At 58.1% G+C, this 19,304-nt stretch carries 17 protein-coding genes; 7 read left to right on the forward strand and 10 right to left on the reverse strand.

Going from position 1 to position 19,304, the window contains the following annotated elements:
* Window positions 1-26: 26 nt before the first annotated feature.
* Entirely contained in the window at window positions 27-2,210 is a 2,184-nt protein-coding gene (yccS, locus tag ACYZT2_RS26740) for a YccS family putative transporter (protein ID WP_461968720.1), read from the forward strand.
* 148 nt (window positions 2,211-2,358) lie between these two features.
* Here yccS and ACYZT2_RS26745 read toward each other — a convergent pair whose 3' ends face one another.
* The gene (locus ACYZT2_RS26745) at window positions 2,359-3,096 is read right to left on the reverse strand and encodes a substrate-binding periplasmic protein (protein ID WP_461968722.1); all 738 of its coding nucleotides are present in this window, start codon (window positions 3,094-3,096) and stop codon (window positions 2,359-2,361) included.
* 259 nt (window positions 3,097-3,355) lie between these two features.
* Between ACYZT2_RS26745 and ACYZT2_RS26750 the strand changes: the two genes are divergently transcribed.
* A complete protein-coding gene (locus ACYZT2_RS26750; protein WP_461968724.1) occupies window positions 3,356-3,808 on the forward strand; it encodes a GNAT family N-acetyltransferase in 453 nt (150 codons plus the stop codon).
* Window positions 3,809-3,933: 125 nt separating this feature from the next.
* Here ACYZT2_RS26750 and ACYZT2_RS26755 read toward each other — a convergent pair whose 3' ends face one another.
* The 3 genes from ACYZT2_RS26755 to ACYZT2_RS26765 all read right to left on the reverse strand — a co-directional run bounded on the left by ACYZT2_RS26755 (window position 3,934) and on the right by ACYZT2_RS26765 (window position 7,000).
* The gene (locus tag ACYZT2_RS26755; protein ID WP_253546559.1) at window positions 3,934-4,230 is read right to left on the reverse strand and encodes a winged helix-turn-helix domain-containing protein; all 297 of its coding nucleotides are present in this window, start codon (window positions 4,228-4,230) and stop codon (window positions 3,934-3,936) included.
* A 109-nt stretch (window positions 4,231-4,339) separates the two neighbouring features.
* Window positions 4,340-4,831, reverse strand: a complete 492-nt coding sequence (locus ACYZT2_RS26760) for a M48 metallopeptidase family protein (protein ID WP_461973277.1) — start codon at window positions 4,829-4,831, stop codon at window positions 4,340-4,342.
* Window positions 4,832-4,876: 45 nt separating this feature from the next.
* The gene (locus tag ACYZT2_RS26765) at window positions 4,877-7,000 is read right to left on the reverse strand and encodes a putative bifunctional diguanylate cyclase/phosphodiesterase (RefSeq protein WP_461968726.1); all 2,124 of its coding nucleotides are present in this window, start codon (window positions 6,998-7,000) and stop codon (window positions 4,877-4,879) included.
* A 316-nt stretch (window positions 7,001-7,316) separates the two neighbouring features.
* On the opposite strand from ACYZT2_RS26765, the gene ACYZT2_RS26770 reads away from it, so the two are divergent.
* From ACYZT2_RS26770 to ACYZT2_RS26780, 3 genes are all read left to right on the forward strand, one after another.
* A complete protein-coding gene (locus tag ACYZT2_RS26770) occupies window positions 7,317-7,985 on the forward strand; it encodes a polysaccharide lyase family 7 protein (protein WP_461968728.1) in 669 nt (222 codons plus the stop codon).
* Between the two features lie 551 nt (window positions 7,986-8,536).
* Window positions 8,537-8,899 carry a DUF6124 family protein gene (locus tag ACYZT2_RS26775; protein ID WP_461968730.1) on the forward strand — a complete coding sequence of 121 codons (363 nt, stop codon included), beginning with the start codon at window positions 8,537-8,539 and terminating at the stop codon, window positions 8,897-8,899.
* Window positions 8,900-9,684: 785 nt separating this feature from the next.
* On the forward strand, window positions 9,685-10,035 hold the full coding sequence (locus ACYZT2_RS26780) for a hypothetical protein (RefSeq protein ID WP_461968732.1): 351 nt from the start codon (window positions 9,685-9,687) through the stop codon (window positions 10,033-10,035).
* A gap of 315 nt (window positions 10,036-10,350) precedes the next feature.
* On the opposite strand, the gene fba is transcribed toward ACYZT2_RS26780, so the two are convergent.
* From fba to tkt, 6 genes are all read right to left on the reverse strand, one after another.
* Window positions 10,351-11,415 (reverse strand): class II fructose-bisphosphate aldolase, encoded by a 1,065-nt coding sequence (fba, locus tag ACYZT2_RS26785; protein ID WP_007981624.1) that lies wholly within the window; start codon window positions 11,413-11,415, stop codon window positions 10,351-10,353.
* Window positions 11,416-11,661: 246 nt separating this feature from the next.
* On the reverse strand, window positions 11,662-11,994 hold the full coding sequence (locus ACYZT2_RS26790) for an MliC family protein (RefSeq protein ID WP_461968735.1): 333 nt from the start codon (window positions 11,992-11,994) through the stop codon (window positions 11,662-11,664).
* Between the two features lie 56 nt (window positions 11,995-12,050).
* A complete protein-coding gene (locus ACYZT2_RS26795; protein WP_461968737.1) occupies window positions 12,051-12,272 on the reverse strand; it encodes a hypothetical protein in 222 nt (73 codons plus the stop codon).
* Between the two features lie 34 nt (window positions 12,273-12,306).
* The gene (locus ACYZT2_RS26800) at window positions 12,307-13,470 is read right to left on the reverse strand and encodes a phosphoglycerate kinase (protein ID WP_461968739.1); all 1,164 of its coding nucleotides are present in this window, start codon (window positions 13,468-13,470) and stop codon (window positions 12,307-12,309) included.
* Between the two features lie 25 nt (window positions 13,471-13,495).
* Entirely contained in the window at window positions 13,496-14,557 is a 1,062-nt protein-coding gene (gene epd / locus ACYZT2_RS26805) for an erythrose-4-phosphate dehydrogenase (protein WP_461973279.1), read from the reverse strand.
* 177 nt (window positions 14,558-14,734) lie between these two features.
* Entirely contained in the window at window positions 14,735-16,732 is a 1,998-nt protein-coding gene (tkt, locus tag ACYZT2_RS26810) for a transketolase (protein ID WP_461968741.1), read from the reverse strand.
* A 273-nt stretch (window positions 16,733-17,005) separates the two neighbouring features.
* Between tkt and ACYZT2_RS26815 the strand changes: the two genes are divergently transcribed.
* Both ACYZT2_RS26815 and metK read left to right on the forward strand, forming a co-directional pair.
* Window positions 17,006-18,001, forward strand: coding sequence for an ArsR/SmtB family transcription factor (locus ACYZT2_RS26815; RefSeq protein WP_461968743.1), 996 nt, complete (start codon window positions 17,006-17,008; stop codon window positions 17,999-18,001).
* Between the two features lie 17 nt (window positions 18,002-18,018).
* Window positions 18,019-19,209, forward strand: coding sequence for a methionine adenosyltransferase (gene metK, locus ACYZT2_RS26820; protein WP_008010319.1), 1,191 nt, complete (start codon window positions 18,019-18,021; stop codon window positions 19,207-19,209).
* Window positions 19,210-19,304: the final 95 nt, after the last annotated feature.

Below are 19,304 nucleotides of genomic sequence, written 5' to 3' on the forward strand. Positions count from 1 at the left end.
ATTGCCTCGGAAGGCCTTCGCACTTCATGTCATCGACCACATTTCGGCAGTCTCTGCGTCGCCTCTGGGCGCTGGATAAATTCAGCTACAGCGTGCGGGTATTCATCGCCCTGACCGGCACCATGGCGCTGTGTTGGTATCAGGATGAAATGGGGCTGCTGATCCCGTTGTTCCTGGGGATCATCGCCAGCGCCCTGGCCGAAACCGACGACAGTTGGCAGGGCCGCCTCAACGCGCTAGCCGTGACGCTGGTGTGTTTCATGGTCGCTGCTCTGTCCGTCGAACTGCTCTTCCCCTACCCCGTCCTCTTTATCATCGCTTTTGCGCTGGCCAGCTTCTGCCTGACCATGCTCGGCGCGCTGGGCGAACGTTATGGCGCGATTGCTTCGGCAACACTGATTCTGTCGGTCTACACCATGATCGGCGTGGACCAGCGCGGCGGCGCCGTCACTGATTTCTGGCACGAACCGGTGCTGCTGGTGGCCGGTGCAGCCTGGTACGGCTTGCTCTCGGTGCTATGGCAGGCGCTGTTTTCCAACCAGCCGGTGCAGCAAAGCCTGGCGCGGTTGTTCCGTGAACTGGGTTATTACCTGAAGCTGAAATCGTCGCTGTTCGAACCGATCCGGCAGATGGACGTGGAAGCGCAGCGGCTGGAGTTGGCCCAGCAGAACGGTCGGGTGGTGGCGGCCCTGAACGCCGCCAAGGAAATCATTCTGCATCGGGTCGGCGACGGTCGACCGGGCGTGAAAGTCAGCCGTTATCTGAAGCTGTACTTCCTCGCCCAGGACATCCACGAGCGCGCCAGTTCCTCGCACTACCCCTACAACGCGCTGGCCGAAGCGTTCTTCCACAGCGACGTGCTGTTCCGCTGTCAGCGCCTGCTGCGCCAGCAAGGCAAGGCTTGCCGCGCGCTGGCCGAATCGATCCAGATGCGCCAGCCGTTCACTTATGACGCAAGCTTCGCCGAGGCCCTGAGCGATCTGCATGCATCCCTGGAACACCTGCGTATCCAAAGCAATCCGGCCTGGCGCGGTCTGCTGCGTTCGTTGCGAGCATTGGCGGCCAACCTCGGCACCCTCGACCGTTTGCTCAGCGACGCCAGCAACCCCGATGCGCTAGCGGATGCCACCGACAGCAGCCTGCTCGACCGTTCGCCACGCAGCCTCAAGGATGTCTGGATACGCTTGCGCACGCAGCTGACGCCGACCTCGTTACTGTTCCGCCATGCCCTGCGCCTGCCCCTGGCGTTGAGCATCGGCTACGGCATGGTGCATTTGATCCACCCGTCGCAAGGTTACTGGATCATCCTCACCACGCTGTTTGTCTGTCAGCCGAATTACGGCGCCACCCGCCGCAAACTCGGGCAGCGGATTATCGGCACCGCCATCGGCCTGACCGTGGCCTGGGCGTTGTTCGATCTGTTTCCGAATCCGTTGGTGCAGTCGTGCTTCGCCATCGTTGCCGGGGTCGTGTTCTTTACCAATCGCACCACTCGCTACACCCTGGCGACTGCCGCGATCACGCTCATGGTGCTGTTCTGCTTCAACCAGGTGGGCGATGGTTATGGCCTGCTTCTGCCGCGACTGTTCGATACCTTGCTCGGCAGTCTGATCGCCGGGCTGGCGGTATTCCTGTTCCTGCCGGACTGGCAGGGTCGACGCCTGAACAAAGTGCTGGCCAACACCCTGACCTGCAACAGCATTTACCTGCGCCAGATCATGCAGCAATACGCTGCCGGCAAAAGCGACGACCTGGCTTATCGCCTGGCCCGACGCAACGCCCACAACGCCGATGCCGCGTTGTCGACGACGCTGGCCAACATGCTGATGGAGCCGGGGCACTTTCGTAAGGAGGCGGATGTCGGGTTCCGTTTCCTGGTGCTGTCGCACACCTTGCTCAGCTATTTGTCGGGGCTGGGGGCACACCGCGAAACCCAACTACCGTCGGAAGTGCGCGAGCATTTGATCGACGGCGCTGGTGTAAACCTGGCTGCCAGCCTCGACGAAATCGCTCAGGGACTGGCGAGCAAACAGCCGATTGCGATTCAGAGTGATGAGGAAGAAGCGCTGGCCAATGGGCTTGAGCAGATGCCGGATGAAATCGATGAAGGGCAGCGGTTGGTGCAGACGCAACTGGCGTTGATCTGCCGGCAATTGGGGCCGTTGCGGACGTTGGCGGCGCATCTCATCAAGGACACCAGCGAAAGCTGAGTATTGTGGTGACTGGGTGGGCCTCTTCGCGGGCAAGCCTCGCTCCTACAGATCCAGTGTCGGCCACGGGATTTGTGCCCGACACTGGATCTGTAGGAGCGAGGCTTGCCCGCGAAGGCGTCAGCTCAGACACTGCAGGCCTTTCAGATCACATCCCATGCTGCTTGAGCAACTTCTCATAACTGCCATCAGCCTTCATCGCCGCAATCTCACGGTCGAAACCGGCGACAATCTGTTCATGCTGCGGGTTCTTCAGGCTCACCAGAATATGCAGGCTGTTCTCGCTCAACGACTTGGGCAAAAACTCCACGGCATCGCGAACCGTGGATGATTCCCGAGCCAGGTAATACCGGGCGACGAACTCGTCTTCCAGGGTCAGCTTGACCCGGTCGGCCGCGACCATGCGCACCGCCATGGCAAAGCTGTGCACGGGGACTTTCTGCAGCGACACATCGTCGTCGAATGCTTGCGAATAGGCATAACCGCGTACTACCGCTATCGGGTAAGTGTGCAGTTGTTGCAGGTTTTTGAATTCGATCGGCGTGTCTTTGCGCTTGAGAAAGCGCACGCGGTTGAGCAGGTACTCGCCGGAAAACTGCCCCAGCTTCGTGCGCTCGTCGGTGTACCAGGCGTTGACCAGCACGTCGTAACGCCCCTCGCCTACCCCAAACAAGGCTCGCGCCCAAGGCACCTGTTCGAAATCACTGGCATAACCGGCCCGGGCCAGCGCAGTGCTGACGATGTCCGTGGCCAATCCACCATTGATCAGCGTGGCGTCGGTAAAGGGTGGCCAGGCATCGGCTACCAGGCGCAGCTTTTGCGCTGCCGCACTCTGTGTCAGCAACAGCAATCCAATCAAAGCAAACGCTCGATGCAATCGTGGCATGCCAGAAAATCCTTAGCGGGCGGGCTGCCCGACGTGTTTTTCAGCCAAAACTCCAAGGCCCCTTTACCGGCGAAACCCAGGTCCTAACATTAGCTCATCGAGGACATTGCACAGCGCTACATCGCAGATTACACAAAGAAGACAATCTCGCGAGAAATGAATGGTGGCATTTTGGCCTTTGTCACAGATTTCTCTGCCATAAAGACATCCTGCGTCAGGACGCCTAGTATCGGAGCAACGTTGTTCAAGGAATCTGAAGATGACAATTGATTGGATCTGCAAGCACCACAGCGATCTGGGTAAAGAGCAGCTTTATGCCATTTTGCAGTTGCGCACCGAGGTGTTCATCGTCGAGCAGAAATGCCTTTATCAGGACATCGACGGCCAGGATCTGGAAGGTGACACCTGCCATTTGATGGGCTGGGACGGAGACCGTCTGGTGGCTTATCTGCGATTGCTCGACCCGGAGCTACAGGGCGGCGACGTGGTGATTGGCCGGGTGATCATTGCTCCCGCTGCACGCGGCACCGGGCTTGGGCATGAAATGATGAGCCAGGCGTTGAAACAGGCCGAAAAGCACTGGCCTGAGGTGCCGATCTACCTCTCGGCCCAGGCGCATTTGCAGGGGTACTACGGGCGGTACGGGTTTGTGGTGGTGGGTGAGGAATATCTGGAGGATGACATTCCGCATATCGGGATGCGTCGTTCCTGAGGGCCTCTTCGCGGGCAAGCCTCGCTCCTACGGAGGTTGTGTTGGTTCACGCGATTGCGGCAGGACACAAATCCTGTAGGAGCGAGGCTTGCCCGCGAAGGCGTCAGCCCTGTCACCGCAGGAATTCAGGGATATTCCAACACCGCTTTGATCTGCCGCAGATTACGCTCGATCCACCCCCGATCAATCGCCCCCCACTCGCGAATCCGATAGCTTCCTGCATGGTTGCGCGCGCCTTCTTCCTGCTCGAACTCACAAACGATATCCAGATCCGCCAATGCCGCAATAGTGTCCTGAGCCGTGCGCCGGGGCATGCCGGTGACTTCGGTCAACGCCGGGACGCTGCTGGCCAATCCGCTATCGATCAGGTACGCCACGTATAACCGGCGGTAGAAGCTGCTTTTGGTCTTGCTCACGTCCATCCATGCGCTCCTTATTATTAGAAGATCAAAAGATCGCAGACTTCGGCGGCGCCCACAGGCGCGTAGGAGCTGCCGAAGGCTGCGATCTTTTGATCTTGATCTTGATCTTCTATTGCATATCCCGCCACGTCAGGTACACCCGCAAATCGAACTCCACCTGGTGATACCCCGGCAACATGTGTTCGCAAAGCTTGTAGAACGCCTTGTTGTGATCCGACTCTTTGAAGTGCGCCAACTCATGCACCACGATCATTTTCAGAAACTGCGGCGCAGCGTCCTTGAAAAACGCGGCGATGCGAATTTCTTTCTTGGCCTTGAGCTTGCCGCCCTGCACCCGGGAAATCGCAGTGTGCAGGCCGAGCGCGCGATGGGTCAGGTCCAGACGGTTGTCGAATAACACCTTGTCGAGCGCCGGGGCGTTACGCAGGTATTCCTGCTTGAGGTCCAGGGCATAGGCGTACAGCGCCTTGTCGCTCTGCACCCCGTGTTTTTCCGGATATCGCTGGCTCAGGTAATCGCCCAGCCGACCTTCGGCGATCAGCTGACGCACCTGGTCCTGCAACGCAGCGGGATAGGCCTGGAGGTATTTCAACGCGGTCATTGGGGCGGCAACACGAGTCACGAAAAGGTCGCCAGTGTAACGAATTCAACTCGTCAGCGCGCTCCAGTCGAACGGCTCGACAAAGTGACGAGTATCCTCGGCCATCAACGGCCGCGCGACCAGAAACCCCTGCACATACTGGCAACCGTTGGCTTGCAGCCATTCATATTGCGCCACGGTCTCCACCCCTTCAGCGATGACCAACAGGCCGAACTGTTTGCACAAATCGATGACACTGCGTGCCAGCGCCGCATCCCGTTCGGACCCCGGCAACCGAGCGATCAAATGCCGGTCGAGTTTGAGCGTGTCCAGTTCCAGATCGCGCAAGTGTGCCAGCGAACAAGCCCCGGAGCCGAAATCATCCAGCGCCACCCGCACCCCCAGATTGCGCAACAAACGAAGTTGCTTGCGGGTTTCGTCGGGGTTAAGCATCAAGGCCTCTTCCGTGACCTCGACCTCCAGCTGTCGCGCCTTCAAACCATGGCGCTCCAGCACCTGACGCAGCTCGGTGACCAGATTAGGCAAACCGAATTGCGTGCTGCTCAAACTGACGCCCAGCACCAAGTCTTCGGCAAACAAGGTTTCCCAGGCTTTTCGCTGTTTGGCCCCGCGATGGTAAATCCAGCTGCCCAGACGACTAATCAACCGCGCCTCTTCCAGCAACGGCAAAAACAGCCCCGGCGGTACATCGCCGACACTCGGATGCTGCCAGCGCAGCAACGCCTCAAACCCGCGAATCCTCCCATCGGCAATGGCCACCTGAGGCTGGTACACCAGGTTGAAATCACGGTTCTCAATGGCCGTGCGCACGCTTTCTTCGAGCATCAGCCGCGAGCGCGCCCGGCCGTTCATTTCGTGATCGTAGAAGCGATATTGCTGGCGCCCGGCGCGCTTGGCTTCGTACATGGCGATGTCGGACGCGCGCATCAACCCGTCGAGATTAGCGCCGCAATCGGGGTAAGTGGCAATGCCGATGCTGGCGCCCAAGGCGATGTCCATGCCTTCGATTTGCTGACAGATCGACACTCGCTCGATGAGCTTTTCGGCAATCTTCGCCGCTTGCTCCGGGAGCTCAAGATCCAGCAGCGCGGTGAACTCATCGCCGCCCATCCGCGCCAGAATATCGAAGGGCCGCAGACACGCCCTCATCTGCTCGGACACCCAACGCAGCACCCGGTCGCCAGCATCGTGGCCAAGGGAATCATTGACCCGCTTGAAGCCGTCGAGGTCCAGGTACAACAGCACCCAGGTGCTGTCGGAGCGTTCGCCACGCAGCAGCAGGTTTTCAACGGTCTGGTAGAAACCCCGGCGATTGAGCAGGCCGGTCAGCGGATCTGTCACCGCCTGGAACTCCAGTTGCTGATGCAGATGGCGCACCACCGACATATCCAGCACCGTCACCACCATGGCGTGTTGTTCGGTGGGCAAAGGCGCGCAGGACAACGCCACCGGCACTTGCTGGCCGGGCGCGGTACGTAGCAACGCATCGTGCAGACGCAGGGTTTCACCGCGTTTGTAGCCGGCAAACAATTCGGAGTCGGCCCAGATCGGGATGTGCGGTTTTTGCAGGAAATCCAGAAACTCTTTGCCTTGCAGCTCATGCACCATGGCATTGAGCAGGCGGGACATCGCCGGGTTGGCAAAGCGAATCAGCCCATCCTCGCCAACCACCAGAATGCCTTCGGCGGCGTTATCCAGCACCGAGGCATTGAAGGCTCGAGCGACTTCAAGGTCATGGCTCAACCGCTGCAGGTCACGGCGATTACGCTGGTGTTCGAGCAACGCCTGAACTTTGGGCTTGAGAATTTGCGGGTCGAACGGTTTGAACAGGTAATCCACCGCGCCACTGGCGTAGCCCTTGATCACGGCGTCCTGGGATTGTTCGTTGGCGGTAAGGAAAATGATCGGCGTGAGGCGGGTTCGCTGGCTGCCACGCATCAAGCGCGCCACTTCGAAACCGTCCATACCTGGCATCTGCACATCCAGCAGCACCAGGTCGACATCGTGTTCGAGTAACAGGCTGAGCGCTTCAAAACCGGAAGCCGCGGTGATGACCTGCCAGTCCTGGCGTTGTAACAACGCGCGCATGCTGATCAGGTTTTCGGGGTAATCATCAACAATTAAAAGGATTGAGCTGCCTTCAACTGGCATAGGTTGTGCGCATTCCATGCTGCATCTCTTGTTCGGGACCTCAGGCCGGCCTCTTGTGAAAACCGGACACATAGTGCGACTTCACTCTAGACCCGGATCCGCGAAAGCAGAAGCTGCCGGTGTGCCATCACTTCAGTAAAGTTTCACATAGCCGACTAACGGTCAGTCCTGGAGGCCCCGGAAACCGGGCACGGTGGCATTTCGACAGGATGTTGACGTCAACCATCTGCCAAACGGGCATTAACAAACCACCGTTCTACGCTTATAAAGATGGCTCGAAAGCGCGGGCTAGAGCTTCTGGCACGTTCGTACAGAAAAAAGTGGAAGCTTGAATATGATCGATCTCGCAACCTGGAACCTCAGCGTTCCTGTCGGCAGTCCGCCGTACACCGTTGAAACAACCAAACTGGTGGACGGCTTCAAGGATCAATACTTCCACTCCGACACCGGCACCTTGTTTTTCTGGTCCCCGGTAACCGGCACCCGCACTGAAAACGCGGTTTACCCTCGCACCGAACTCCGCGAAACCTACAGCAATGGCACGTTGAAAAACTGGTACTACCCCGACGCGGATAACTTTCTGCGTGCGACCCTTACGGTCAGCAAGGTACCCAGCACGGGCAAGATCGTCATTGGTCAGATCCATGCCTACAAAAGCCAGAAGCCCATGGTGAAGCTCGAATATCAATACAAGGACTACAGCGAAACCGGAAACATCGTCGCCAAAGTCCGCATGCACCCCGACGACGACACCGCCCGGGTCATCACCATCGCCACTGGCATAAAACTCGATCGGGAATTTTCCTACCTCATCCACCTTAGCCCCGGCGGTGCATTGGGCATCAGTGCGGCGGGGTACCAATGGGACACCGACATCAGCGCGATGTGGCGTGATAAACCGCTGTACTTCAAGGCCGGCGTCTACGTGCAGGACAATACCGGGTATACAAGCGAAGGTGGGGAAGTGACGTTCAGCAAGCTGGATATCGATCACGATACGTAACCCCTAAAAGATCGCAGCCTGCGGCAGCTCCTACGGATTACGAGTCCCCTGTAGGAGCTGCCGAAGGCTGCGATCTTTTGATCTTCAGCTCCGAAAACCTCGTAGGAATCCACCCATTGTGGCGAGGGGGCTTGCTCCCTCGCCACAGGTTCTTTATTTCCAACTCCATCTCTTCACTGATCGGCATCAGGCCCCATTTAAACGCCCACGTTTAAAGACACTCAGCGTTACTTCATGAGGCCTACAACAGCTTGCGTCACCGCCTACGGTTACGCCAGAATCCGCCGACTTGTGCGCCTTGAAGCCCATCGGTAACTTGATTCGCATCACTGATTCCCAGTGATCGGGTTTAGTAGCCCGTGGTGTTTTTTCAGTTAGGTGCAAAGCTCTGTCCGTCAGATGTTCCTGTCTGAACGTGATGGCGGCTGTGTTCAGGGCGCTTCGGCGCGCCGGTTAATGCTGATAACTCCCCGGTCTACTAACCTGCGCACAGCTGCCACCCTTCTTTTAGTAGAGAAGGCTAAGCAGCTCCATTCAGGAGTTTTCAGCTTATGTTCAAGGTAACGCCAAATCCGCCGGTCACAGATCCGGCATCCCCCTACGAATCCCTCGATTCAAAAAAATTCCACGAAGCCGCCGAGCGCGCCCTCGACCATTACCTCAACCCGGCCGCCCAAATCATGGCTTCCACCAATGAACCCGAGCCCATGTACTTCGCCAATCCGAAGTACAACACCGAATCCCTCCTGGCCAATGCCAGCGAAACACTCGGCTCGGCCACCATCATGCTCAACAATTTCGCGGCGCTGCTGGAGACCTCACATCGCAAGACCCTGCTGGGCATCGCGCAAGTGGTCATGCTCGGCGAACTGGCGGTGAACCAGGCACTGGATCACGTCGAACCGAAGGAGTAATCGCGGCGCGACTGAAGTGATGCGGGCAAACTTGACCACAATAACAAACCCGCCTCTCGGCGGGTTTCCTATAAATGCTGGCTATCGCCAAGGTTTCGTTAACCCCTGCCTAGCAGGTCGCATGACGCGTTATCGCAACAAGCGGCGCGACATATCCCGAACGACTCGCTCGTTATAACGCTTTTGTGGACCACGCCACCCAATCCTCAGAACTACAATTAATAAGGGATGCGCTTCAGAGAGGCCAATTGACGGGAAATTCTCGATTCACGGACGAGATTGAACACATCACAGGTGTGCGAGTATCGCAACGGGCGCGAGGCAAACCAGCCAAGTATGTCGAAGAGATTAAATAAATCCGTCCCCTTTTCCGGGCGCATACGGCTCTTCCGCCGATAAGTTGGCCGCGCGACACGTCGAATTCCCGCATACAGCCCCCACCTCCTTGTAGAAAAATACGAAAGCCTGGGCGGAGGATCTAGGTTCTCGAAATTGAACAACGAGAAACTTTCTCTTCCAACGCTAAAGCACTTCCCTTGAGTCTTACAAAATCTAACGTTAACTCCCCCTTCGCTATTTTTCGATAAATCCGTCTCAGGCACTGCATAGATCTACTTATATTAATTTTCTCACACACATATCGCAAACCATTATAAAAACCTGTCATTTATAACAGGTTGCTGAAAACCAATTACCACTTAATCTGTTTAAAGCGATACGAAACGAATAATTACGATTTTGTATTTACTTCAAATCGTAGACACATGACTAAAAGGGTGAACATCATGCAAAGTACTTACAGCGGCGCTGTCTTTAATTCAAGTGAACGCCATGACGCCACACTGACATTTGATCAGCCAGGCTCACTGAATGGCAATATAAATAACGGCAAAATGCAATATTATGGACTTAACTTCATTGTCACCGGCACCTATACAAAGCCCACAAGGTCTTTTACTCTTCAAGCAAAAGCGAATGCGGAAGATGGAGATGAATATGGGCATGGAGACAGCTCACTAAGCATCACCTTGAAATCGTCTGACAACAACGATAACAAGCTGAATGGCAAAGTTACCGTTAAAGCAGGCGGGCCGAATGTAGGCAAAACATACGACATCGAATTCACAAAAAACTGACACAACCCCATGAGTGCGTAGAAGATTAAATTAAACACTGCTTGAGAATTCATTAAACCCCAACAAAGCCCGTCTAACGACGGGTTTTCACATAACTTAGTCTCAAAGGAAAAGTTGTGCAGGACGTCTGCGCGTGCGTCCCGGGTACTCTGGATCGTGAACTCGCATAATTCCCGCTGTTATGCCGATTCTTGCAGAGCGTCGGATTTACTCGTCTGATCTTTAACGAGCGCTTCGTTTAGTAACGCAAAAATCGCGACCACAAAAAACCCGCCTATCGGCGGGTTTCTTGAGTCGACAAGTTAACGCTCAGGCTCAGTTAACCTTAGCGTTCAACTCACCCTTCAAATAACGCTGGTACATTCCTTCCAACGAAATCGCCTTGATTTTCGAAGCATTACCGGCAGTGCCGAAAGCTTCGTAGCGAGCAATACACACATCACGCATCGCCGTCACAGTCGCGCCAAAGAACTTACGCGGATCGAACTCGCTAGGGTTGGTGGCCATCAAGCGACGCATCGCACCGGTAGACGCCAAACGCAGGTCAGTATCAATGTTGACCTTGCGTACGCCGTGCTTGATGCCTTCGACGATTTCTTCAACCGGTACGCCGTAGGTTTCTTTGATGTCGCCGCCGTACTGGTTGATGATCGCCAGCCATTCTTGTGGCACGGAGGACGAACCGTGCATCACCAGGTGGGTGTTCGGGATGCGTTTGTGGATTTCTTTGATGCGGTCGATAGCCAGCACGTCGCCGGTAGGTGGCTTGGTGAACTTGTAGGCGCCGTGGCTGGTGCCGATGGCGATGGCCAGGGCATCGACCTGGGTGCGCTTGACGAAGTCAGCGGCTTCTTCCGGGTCGGTCAGCATCTGGCTGTGATCCAGAACGCCTTCGGCGCCGATGCCGTCTTCTTCACCGGCCATGCCGGTTTCCAGCGAACCCAGGCAGCCCAACTCGCCTTCTACCGAAACGCCGCAGGCGTGAGCCATGGCTACGGTTTGTTGGGTAACGCGGACGTTGTAGTCGTAGTCGGTCGGGGTCTTGCCGTCTTCACCCAGGGAGCCGTCCATCATCACCGAGCTGAAGCCCAGCTGGATGGAGCGCTGGCAGACGTCAGGGCTGGTGCCGTGGTCCTGGTGCATGCACACCGGGATGTGCGGGAACTCTTCGATTGCCGCCAGGATCAGGTGACGCAGGAACGGGGCGCCTGCGTATTTGCGAGCACCGGCCGAAGCCTGGACGATCACCGGGGAGTCAGTCTTGTCAGCGGCTTCCATGATGGCGCGCATCTGCTCAAGGTTGTTGACGTTGAAGGCTGGAACGCCGTAGCCGAACTCGGCTGCGTGGTCCAGCATCTGGCGCATGCTGATAAGTGCCATTGTGTGTGTCTCTCCCGGTTGAGGGTCGTTAATCGTGCCAGCCTGCCGTAGCGGCGGCGGCTATTCAAGTTATTGCAGATCGGGGGTTGGCCCGGCCTGCGAATTCGGTGAAGCCTAAATCTCAAATACTTCACACAGACCCTGTGGGAGCGAGCCTGCTCGCGATAGCGGTCTTGCAGTCAACAGTGCAGCGACTGTCAGATCGCTATCGCGAGCAGGCTCGCTCCCACATTAGGTCCGTGGCAATTACTGCGCTTTACAACCGCGGCCGATCAAATCATTGGTGGCGACCCAGTACACCAGGCCTTCCTCACCTTTTACGTGAAACGCCAGCATGTCATTGCTGTACAGCGAACCTTCGGCGCCCGGTTCAAGCTTCAAGCGGTAAACCTGATCGGCACCGCCCAGGCGAACGTCGACTTCCTTGCGGCTGACGTCAGTGTAGCGCCAGAGCACTTTGGCCTGGCTGTCGCAGGTCCAGGTGGTCCAGCTGTCCGCTGGCTCGGCAGCGTTGAACAGGTTCAAATTGGCGCAACCTGCCAGCAATGCCAGTGCCGCAACGGCAATAAAGCGTTTCATCCGTGTTCCTCGACTGACGGCACACGCCGCCAGCCTTGAGTAAAGAGTCTGACCCCTCAAGGGCAACCATGTTCCTTGGCCGGGGCCTGTGTCTCGTATTTGTCCAGGCCATCCGGCCCGGAACGCTTGTTGATCACCGGATTGGTTTCCGCTTGCCAGTCGGCCTGGTAGCAGCCTTTTCCCTGTGTTTGCGGCGCGGGTTCCGGTGTGGCTTTCGGGTTACTCCCGCAAGCCGCCAGCATACCCGCGGCGGTCAACAGCACTAAGGTCCTGACCATGTGAACACTCCTTTGCCTGGTCAAATGCACGGCCTCAGGCCTTGGCCCGGCTTTCCAGGACTTCAACGGCCGGCAGCACTTTGCCTTCGACGAATTCGAGGAACGCGCCGCCGCCGGTAGAAATGTAGGAGATCTGCCCAGCAACGCCATATTTATCGATGGCCGCCAACGTGTCACCGCCGCCAGCGATGGAGAACGCTGAGCTTTCGGCGATGGCCTGGGCCAGCACTTTGGTGCCGTTTCCGAACTGGTCGAATTCAAACACGCCCACCGGGCCGTTCCACAGAATGGTCTTGGACGACTTCAGCAGCTCGGCGAAATTCGCCGCAGTCTGTGGGCCGATGTCCAGGATCATGTCGTCTGCGGCCACGTCGGCGATCAGTTTGACGGTCGCTGTCGCGCTTTCAGCGAATTCCTTGGCAACCACCACGTCGACCGGCAGCGGAACGCTGACCTTGGCAGCGATTTCACGGGCGGTGTCTAGCAGGTCCGGCTCGTACAAGGATTTGCCGACCGGGTGACCGGCGGCGGCCAGGAAGGTGTTGGCGATGCCGCCACCGACGATCAGCTGGTTGCAGATCTGGCTCAGGCTGTTGAGCACGTCGAGTTTGGTCGACACTTTGGAGCCGGCAACGATAGCGGCCATTGGCTGAGCCGGGGCGCCCAGGGCTTTGCCCAGTGCATCCAGTTCAGCGGCCAGCAACGGGCCAGCAGCAGCGACTTTGGCAAACTTGGCCACGCCATGAGTCGAACCCTCGGCGCGGTGAGCGGTGCCGAAGGCGTCCATCACGAACACGTCGCACAGGGCTGCATATTGCTTGGCCAGTTCGTCAGCGTTCTTTTTCTCGCCCTTGTTGAAGCGCACGTTTTCGAACAGCACGATGTCGCCGGCTTTCACGTCGACGCCGCCCAGGTAATCGGACACCAGCGGCACTTCACGGCCCAGGGCCTTGCTCAGGTAGTCAGCGACTGGCTTGAGGCTGTTCTCGGCCGAGAACTCGCCTTCGGTCGGACGGCCAAGGTGCGAGCAGACCATCACGGCCGCGCCTTTTTCCAGGGCCAGCTTGATGGTCGGCAGCGAAGCCAGGATTCGCGCATCGCTGGTGACAACACCGTCCTTGACTGGGACGTTGAGGTCTTCGCGGATCAGTACGCGCTTACCTTGCAGATCGAGGTCGGTCATCTTCAACACGGTCATGGGTCGCATTTCCTGGATAGCTGTTTTAGAGAGCAGGTTTTGGTTGTGGTGCAGCTGTTTGCAAATAGTGTTCTGCAACGTCCAGCATTCGATTGGCAAAACCCCATTCGTTGTCGAACCAGGCCAGGATGTTCACCAGCCGTGGGCCGGAAACGCGGGTCTGACTGGCATCGACGATGGCCGAATGTGGGTCATGATTAAAATCACAACTGGCGTGAGGCAACTCGGTGTAGGCCAGAAGGCCCTTGAGCGGGCCATGGGTGGCGGCCTCGCGCAGAATCCGGTTGACCTCGGGGGCGTCGGTATCGCTTACGGTCTGCATCGTAATGTCGAGGCAGGACACGTTAACCGTCGGCACCCGCACGGCTTTGGCCTGAATTCGCCCGGCAAGTTCCGGCAGCAGGCGTTCAATGCCTCGCGCCAGACCAGTGGACACCGGAATCACCGACTGGAACGCCGAACGGGTGCGGCGCAGGTCTTCGTGGTGATAGGCATCGATCACCGGCTGATCGTTCATCGCCGAATGGATGGTGGTGATCGACACGTATTCCAGACCAATGGCTTGATCCAGCAGACGCAATAGCGGCACGCCGCAGTTGGTGGTGCAGGAGGCGTTGGACACCAGCAGCTCGTCGCCGGTCAGGCAATCCTGGTTCACACCGTAGACGATGGTGGCGTCGACATCCGCCTCGCTGGCCATCGGCTGGGAGAACAGTACCCGTGGCGCTCCGGCGTCGAGGAAACGTTGGCCATCCTGACGGGTGTGGTAAGCGCCGGAGCACTCCAGCACCAGATCGACGCCCAGTGACGCCCAATCGATGCCTTCGGGGGTGGCACTGCGCAGGACCTTCACGCAGTCGCCATTAATATGCAGACAATCGCCCTCGACCCTCACTTCGCCGGGAAAGCGCCCGTGAGTGGAGTCGAAACGTGTCAGGTATTCGATGCTGGCCATGTCGGCCAGATCGTTGATCGCGACAATTTCAAACCCGGCCGTCGAGCCTCGCTCAAACAACGCACGCAAGACGCAACGACCAATCCGGCCGTAGCCGTTGAGTGCAACTTTGTAAGGACGCGGTTGAGGCATGGGGTTCTCGATTACCGTGGTGAATCCGTCAGTGTTGCGTTGCATGTTCAATTGCCTTCGCGGGCAAGCCTCGCTCCTACAGGGTCAGGTGTTGTCTGTCGGATTGCACAGACAAGTGATCTGTAGGAGCGAGGCTTGCCCGCGAAGACGTCAGCACAGACAACGCAACTGTCGGACTTAGTCTTCCAGCAGCTCTTCAGCCTGACCCAGGATGTTTTCCAGGGTGAAGCCGAACTCTTCGAACAAGGCAGGCGCAGGCGCCGACTCGCCGTAGGTGGTCATGCCGATCACGCGACCTTCCAGGCCCACGTACTTGTACCAGTAGTCCGCGTGGGCGGCCTCGATGGCGATACGCGCGCTGACCTGCAATGGTAGAACCGCTTGCTTGTAGCCGGCGTCCTGGGCTTCGAAGACGCTGGTGCACGGCATCGAAACAACACGTACCTTGCGGCCTTGCTCGGTCAGTTTGTCGAAGGCTTGAACGGCCAGGCCGACTTCCGAACCGGTGGCAATCAGGATCAGCTCAGGCTCGCCTGCGCAGTCTTTCAGCACGTAGCCGCCGCGATTGATGCACTCGATCTGCACAGCATCACGGGTTTGGTGCTGCAGGTTCTGGCGGGAGAAGATCAGTGCCGACGGACCATCGTCACGCTCCAGAGCGCATTTCCAGGCCACTGCCGATTCAACGGCATCGGCTGGACGCCAGGTGTCGAGGTTCGGCGTGCAGCGCAGGCTGGCCAGTTGCTCGATCGGCTGGTGAGTCGGGCCGTCTTCGCCCAGACCGATGGAGTCGTGGGTGAACACATAGATGATGCGTTTCTTCATCAGCGCCGACATGCGCACTGCGTTGCGGGCGTATTCCATGAACATCAGGAAGGTCGCGCCGTAAGGTACCAGGCCGCCGTGCAGGGCCACGCCGTTCATGATCGCGCTCATGCCGAACTCGCGAACGCCGTAATACATGTAGTTGCCGCTGGCATCTTCAGCAGTGACGCCTTTGCAACCTTTCCACAGGGTCAGGTTGGAACCGGCCAGGTCAGCCGAACCGCCGAGCAGTTCCGGCAGCAGCGGGCCGAACGCGTTCAGGGCGTTCTGGCTGGCTTTACGGCTGGCGATGGTTTCGCCCTTGGCCGCGACTTCAGCGATATACGCCGAGGCTTTTTCAGCGAAGTCAGTCGGCAGATCACCGCTCAGACGACGAATCAGTTCGTTTGCCAGCTCCGGGAAGGCAGCGGAGTACTCAGCAAAACGCTGATCCCACTCGGCTTCGGCAGCGCGACCGGCTTCCTTGGCATCCCACTCGGCATAGATATTGGCCGGGATTTCGAACGGGCCGTGGTTCCACTTCAGCGCTTCGCGGGTCAAGGCGATTTCCGCGTCACCCAACGGGGCGCCGTGGCAGTCTTCCTTGCCTTGCTTGTTCGGCGAACCGAAGCCGATGGTGGTCTTGCAGCAGATCAGCGTCGGCTGAGCGCTCTTGCGCGCTGTTTCGATGGCGATCTTGATTTCTTCCGGGTCGTGACCGTCGACGTTGCGGATCACTTGCCAGTTGTAGGACTCAAAACGCTTCGGTGTGTCGTCGGTGAACCAGCCTTCAACTTCGCCGTCGATGGAGATGCCGTTGTCATCGTAGAAGGCGATCAGTTTGCCCAGGCCCAGCGTACCGGCCAGGGAGCTGACTTCATGGGAAATACCTTCCATCATGCAGCCATCACCCAGGAACACGTAGGTGTGGTGATCGACGACGTTATGGCCCGGACGGTTGAACTGCGCCGCCAGGACTTTTTCCGCCAGGGCGAAACCCACGGCGTTGGCCAGGCCTTGGCCCAGTGGACCGGTGGTGGTTTCAACACCCGGGGTGTAGCCGAGTTCCGGGTGGCCCGGGGTGCGGCTGTGCAGCTGACGGAACTGTTTCAGGTCATCGATCGACAGGTCGTAGCCGGTCAGGTGCAGCAGCGAGTAGATCAGCATCGAACCGTGACCGTTGGACAGCACGAAGCGGTCACGGTCGGCGAACGATGGATTGCTCGGATTGTGCTTCAGGTAGTCACCCCAAAGTACTTCGGCAATATCCGCCATACCCATGGGGGCACCGGGATGGCCGCTGTTGGCTTTTTGCACGGCATCCATGCTGAGGGCACGAATGGCGTTGGCACGCTCACGACGGCTGGGCATCGCTGTTCTCCTGCGGGTACTGAATCGAGAATGAATAAAACGAAACGGAAAAAAGGCGAGCATTTTCCCTCACCCACCCGCCTCGGGGCAATGACAGATAGTCATCCGAAGGCGTTTTTCCAATCGATAACGACGTATTCGACTGGTGAAACCTTTCCGCCGTTCGTTTGCTGACTGAACCTAACGCTGAGAAGTGCCATCCATCGAGCAATATCAAAACTTTTTGATATTGCTCTTGCGGTGATTTCTGACCGTCACTAGACTGCTGGCCTTATGAATTTACGCGCGCCTTCCATTCGACATGACGATTGCGATGAGCTGGCAGCCCTGTGCAAGGCCGGCGGCGATCCTCTGCGGCTGAATGTATTGCGCGCGCTGGCCAACGACTCGTTCGGCGTACTGGAACTGGCGCAGATCTTCGGCATCGGTCAGTCCGGCATGAGTCATCACCTCAAGGTTTTGGCCCAGGCCGATCTGGTGGCGACCCGCCGTGAAGGCAATGCGATTTTCTACCGTCGCGCCCTGCCCCACCCCGATCTGCTGGGCGGCAAACTGCATACCGCGCTGCTGGAAGAAGTGGACAACCTGACCCTGCCGACTGACGTTCAGTCGCGGATCGGTCAGGTCCATGGGCAACGGGCGGCGGCCAGTCAGGACTTTTTCTCACGGGTCGCGGAGAAGTTTCGCGCCCAGCAAGACTTGATCGCTGGCCTGCCGCAATACCGCGAAAGCGTGGTGGCATTGCTCGACAAGCTGAGTTTCGGCCCCGACGCCACAGCCATCGAAGTGGGCCCTGGCGATGGCGGTTTTCTGCCGGAGCTGGCGCGTCGTTTCGCTCAAGTCACGGCGCTGGACAACAGCCCGGCGATGCTCGATCTGGCTCGTCAGGTCTGTGAACGTGAAATGCTGGCTAACGTCAGCCTGCAATTGGCCGATGCATTGAACGGTGTAAGCCTCAAGGCTGATTGCGTTGTACTGAACATGGTACTGCACCATTTCGCCGCGCCGGCCGAAGCACTCAAGCGCATGGCCGACTTGCTGCAACCGGGCGGTAGCCTGCTCGTGACAGAGTTATGTAGCCACAACCAGAGTTGGGCCAGGGAGGCCTGCGGTGATCTGTGGTTGGGGTTTGAACAGGACGATCTGGCCCGTTGGGCCACCGCTGCGGGACTCGTTCCCGGGGAAAGCCTCTATGTAGGCTTACGCAATGGTTTCCAGATTCAGGTCCGCCATTTTCAGCGACCGGCTGGCGACACTCACCATCGGTAATTCAGGAAAAAATCGAGATGAGCGAATACTCCCTCTTCACCTCCGAGTCCGTGTCCGAAGGGCATCCGGACAAAATCGCCGACCAGATTTCCGATGCGGTGCTGGACGCCATCATTGCTGAAGACAAGTTCGCCCGCGTGGCGTGCGAAACTCTGGTGAAAACCGGCGTGGCAATCATCGCAGGTGAAGTCACCACGTCGGCCTGGGTCGATCTGGAAGACATCGTCCGTAACGTGATTCTCGACATCGGCTACAACAGCTCCAATGTCGGCTTCGACGGTGCGACCTGCGGCGTGATGAACATCATCGGCAAGCAGTCCCCTGACATCAACCAAGGTGTTGATCGTGCCAAGCCTGAAGATCAGGGCGCCGGCGACCAGGGCTTGATGTTCGGCTACGCCAGCAACGAAACCGACGTGCTGATGCCAGCACCGATCACCTTCTCGCACCAGTTGGTTCAACGTCAGGCTGAAGCCCGTAAATCCGGCCTGCTGCCTTGGCTGCGCCCGGACGCCAAGTCGCAAGTGACTTGCCGTTACGAAGGCGGCAAGGTTGTCGGTATCGACGCCGTTGTACTGTCGACTCAGCACAACCCTGACGTATCGTACAAAGACCTGCGCGAAGGCGTGATGGAACTGATCGTCAAGCACGTATTGCCTGCCGAGCTGCTGTCCAAGGACACCCAGTTCCACATCAACCCGACCGGCCAATTCATCATCGGCGGCCCGGTTGGCGACTGCGGCCTGACCGGTCGCAAGATCATCGTCGACAGCTACGGCGGCATGGCCCGTCACGGCGGCGGCGCGTTCTCCGGCAAGGATCCATCGAAGGTTGACCGTTCGGCGGCCTACGCCGGTCGTTACGTGGCCAAGAACATCGTCGCCGCCGGCCTGGCCGAGCGTTGCGAGATTCAGGTTTCCTACGCGATTGGTGTAGCTCAGCCTACGTCGATTTCGTTGAATACCTTCGGCACCGGCAAAATCAGCGACGACAAGATCGTCAAACTGGTTCGCGAAGTGTTCGACCTGCGCCCATACGCAATCACCACCATGCTCGACCTGCTGCACCCGATGTACCAGGAAACCGCTGCGTACGGCCACTTCGGTCGCACCCCGGCAACCAAGACTGTGGGCGACGATACGTTCACCACTTTCACCTGGGAAAAAACCGACCGCGCCGACGACCTGCGTGTCGCGGCTGGCCTGTAAGACTTTCCTCGCAATACCAAAAGCCCCGCACGGTTCGCCGTGCGGGGCTTTTTATTGCCTTGCTGCTTGAGACCGTGTCGCAGCCTTCGCGAGCA

The sequence above is a fragment of the Pseudomonas sp. MDT1-85 genome (assembly GCF_054898065.1).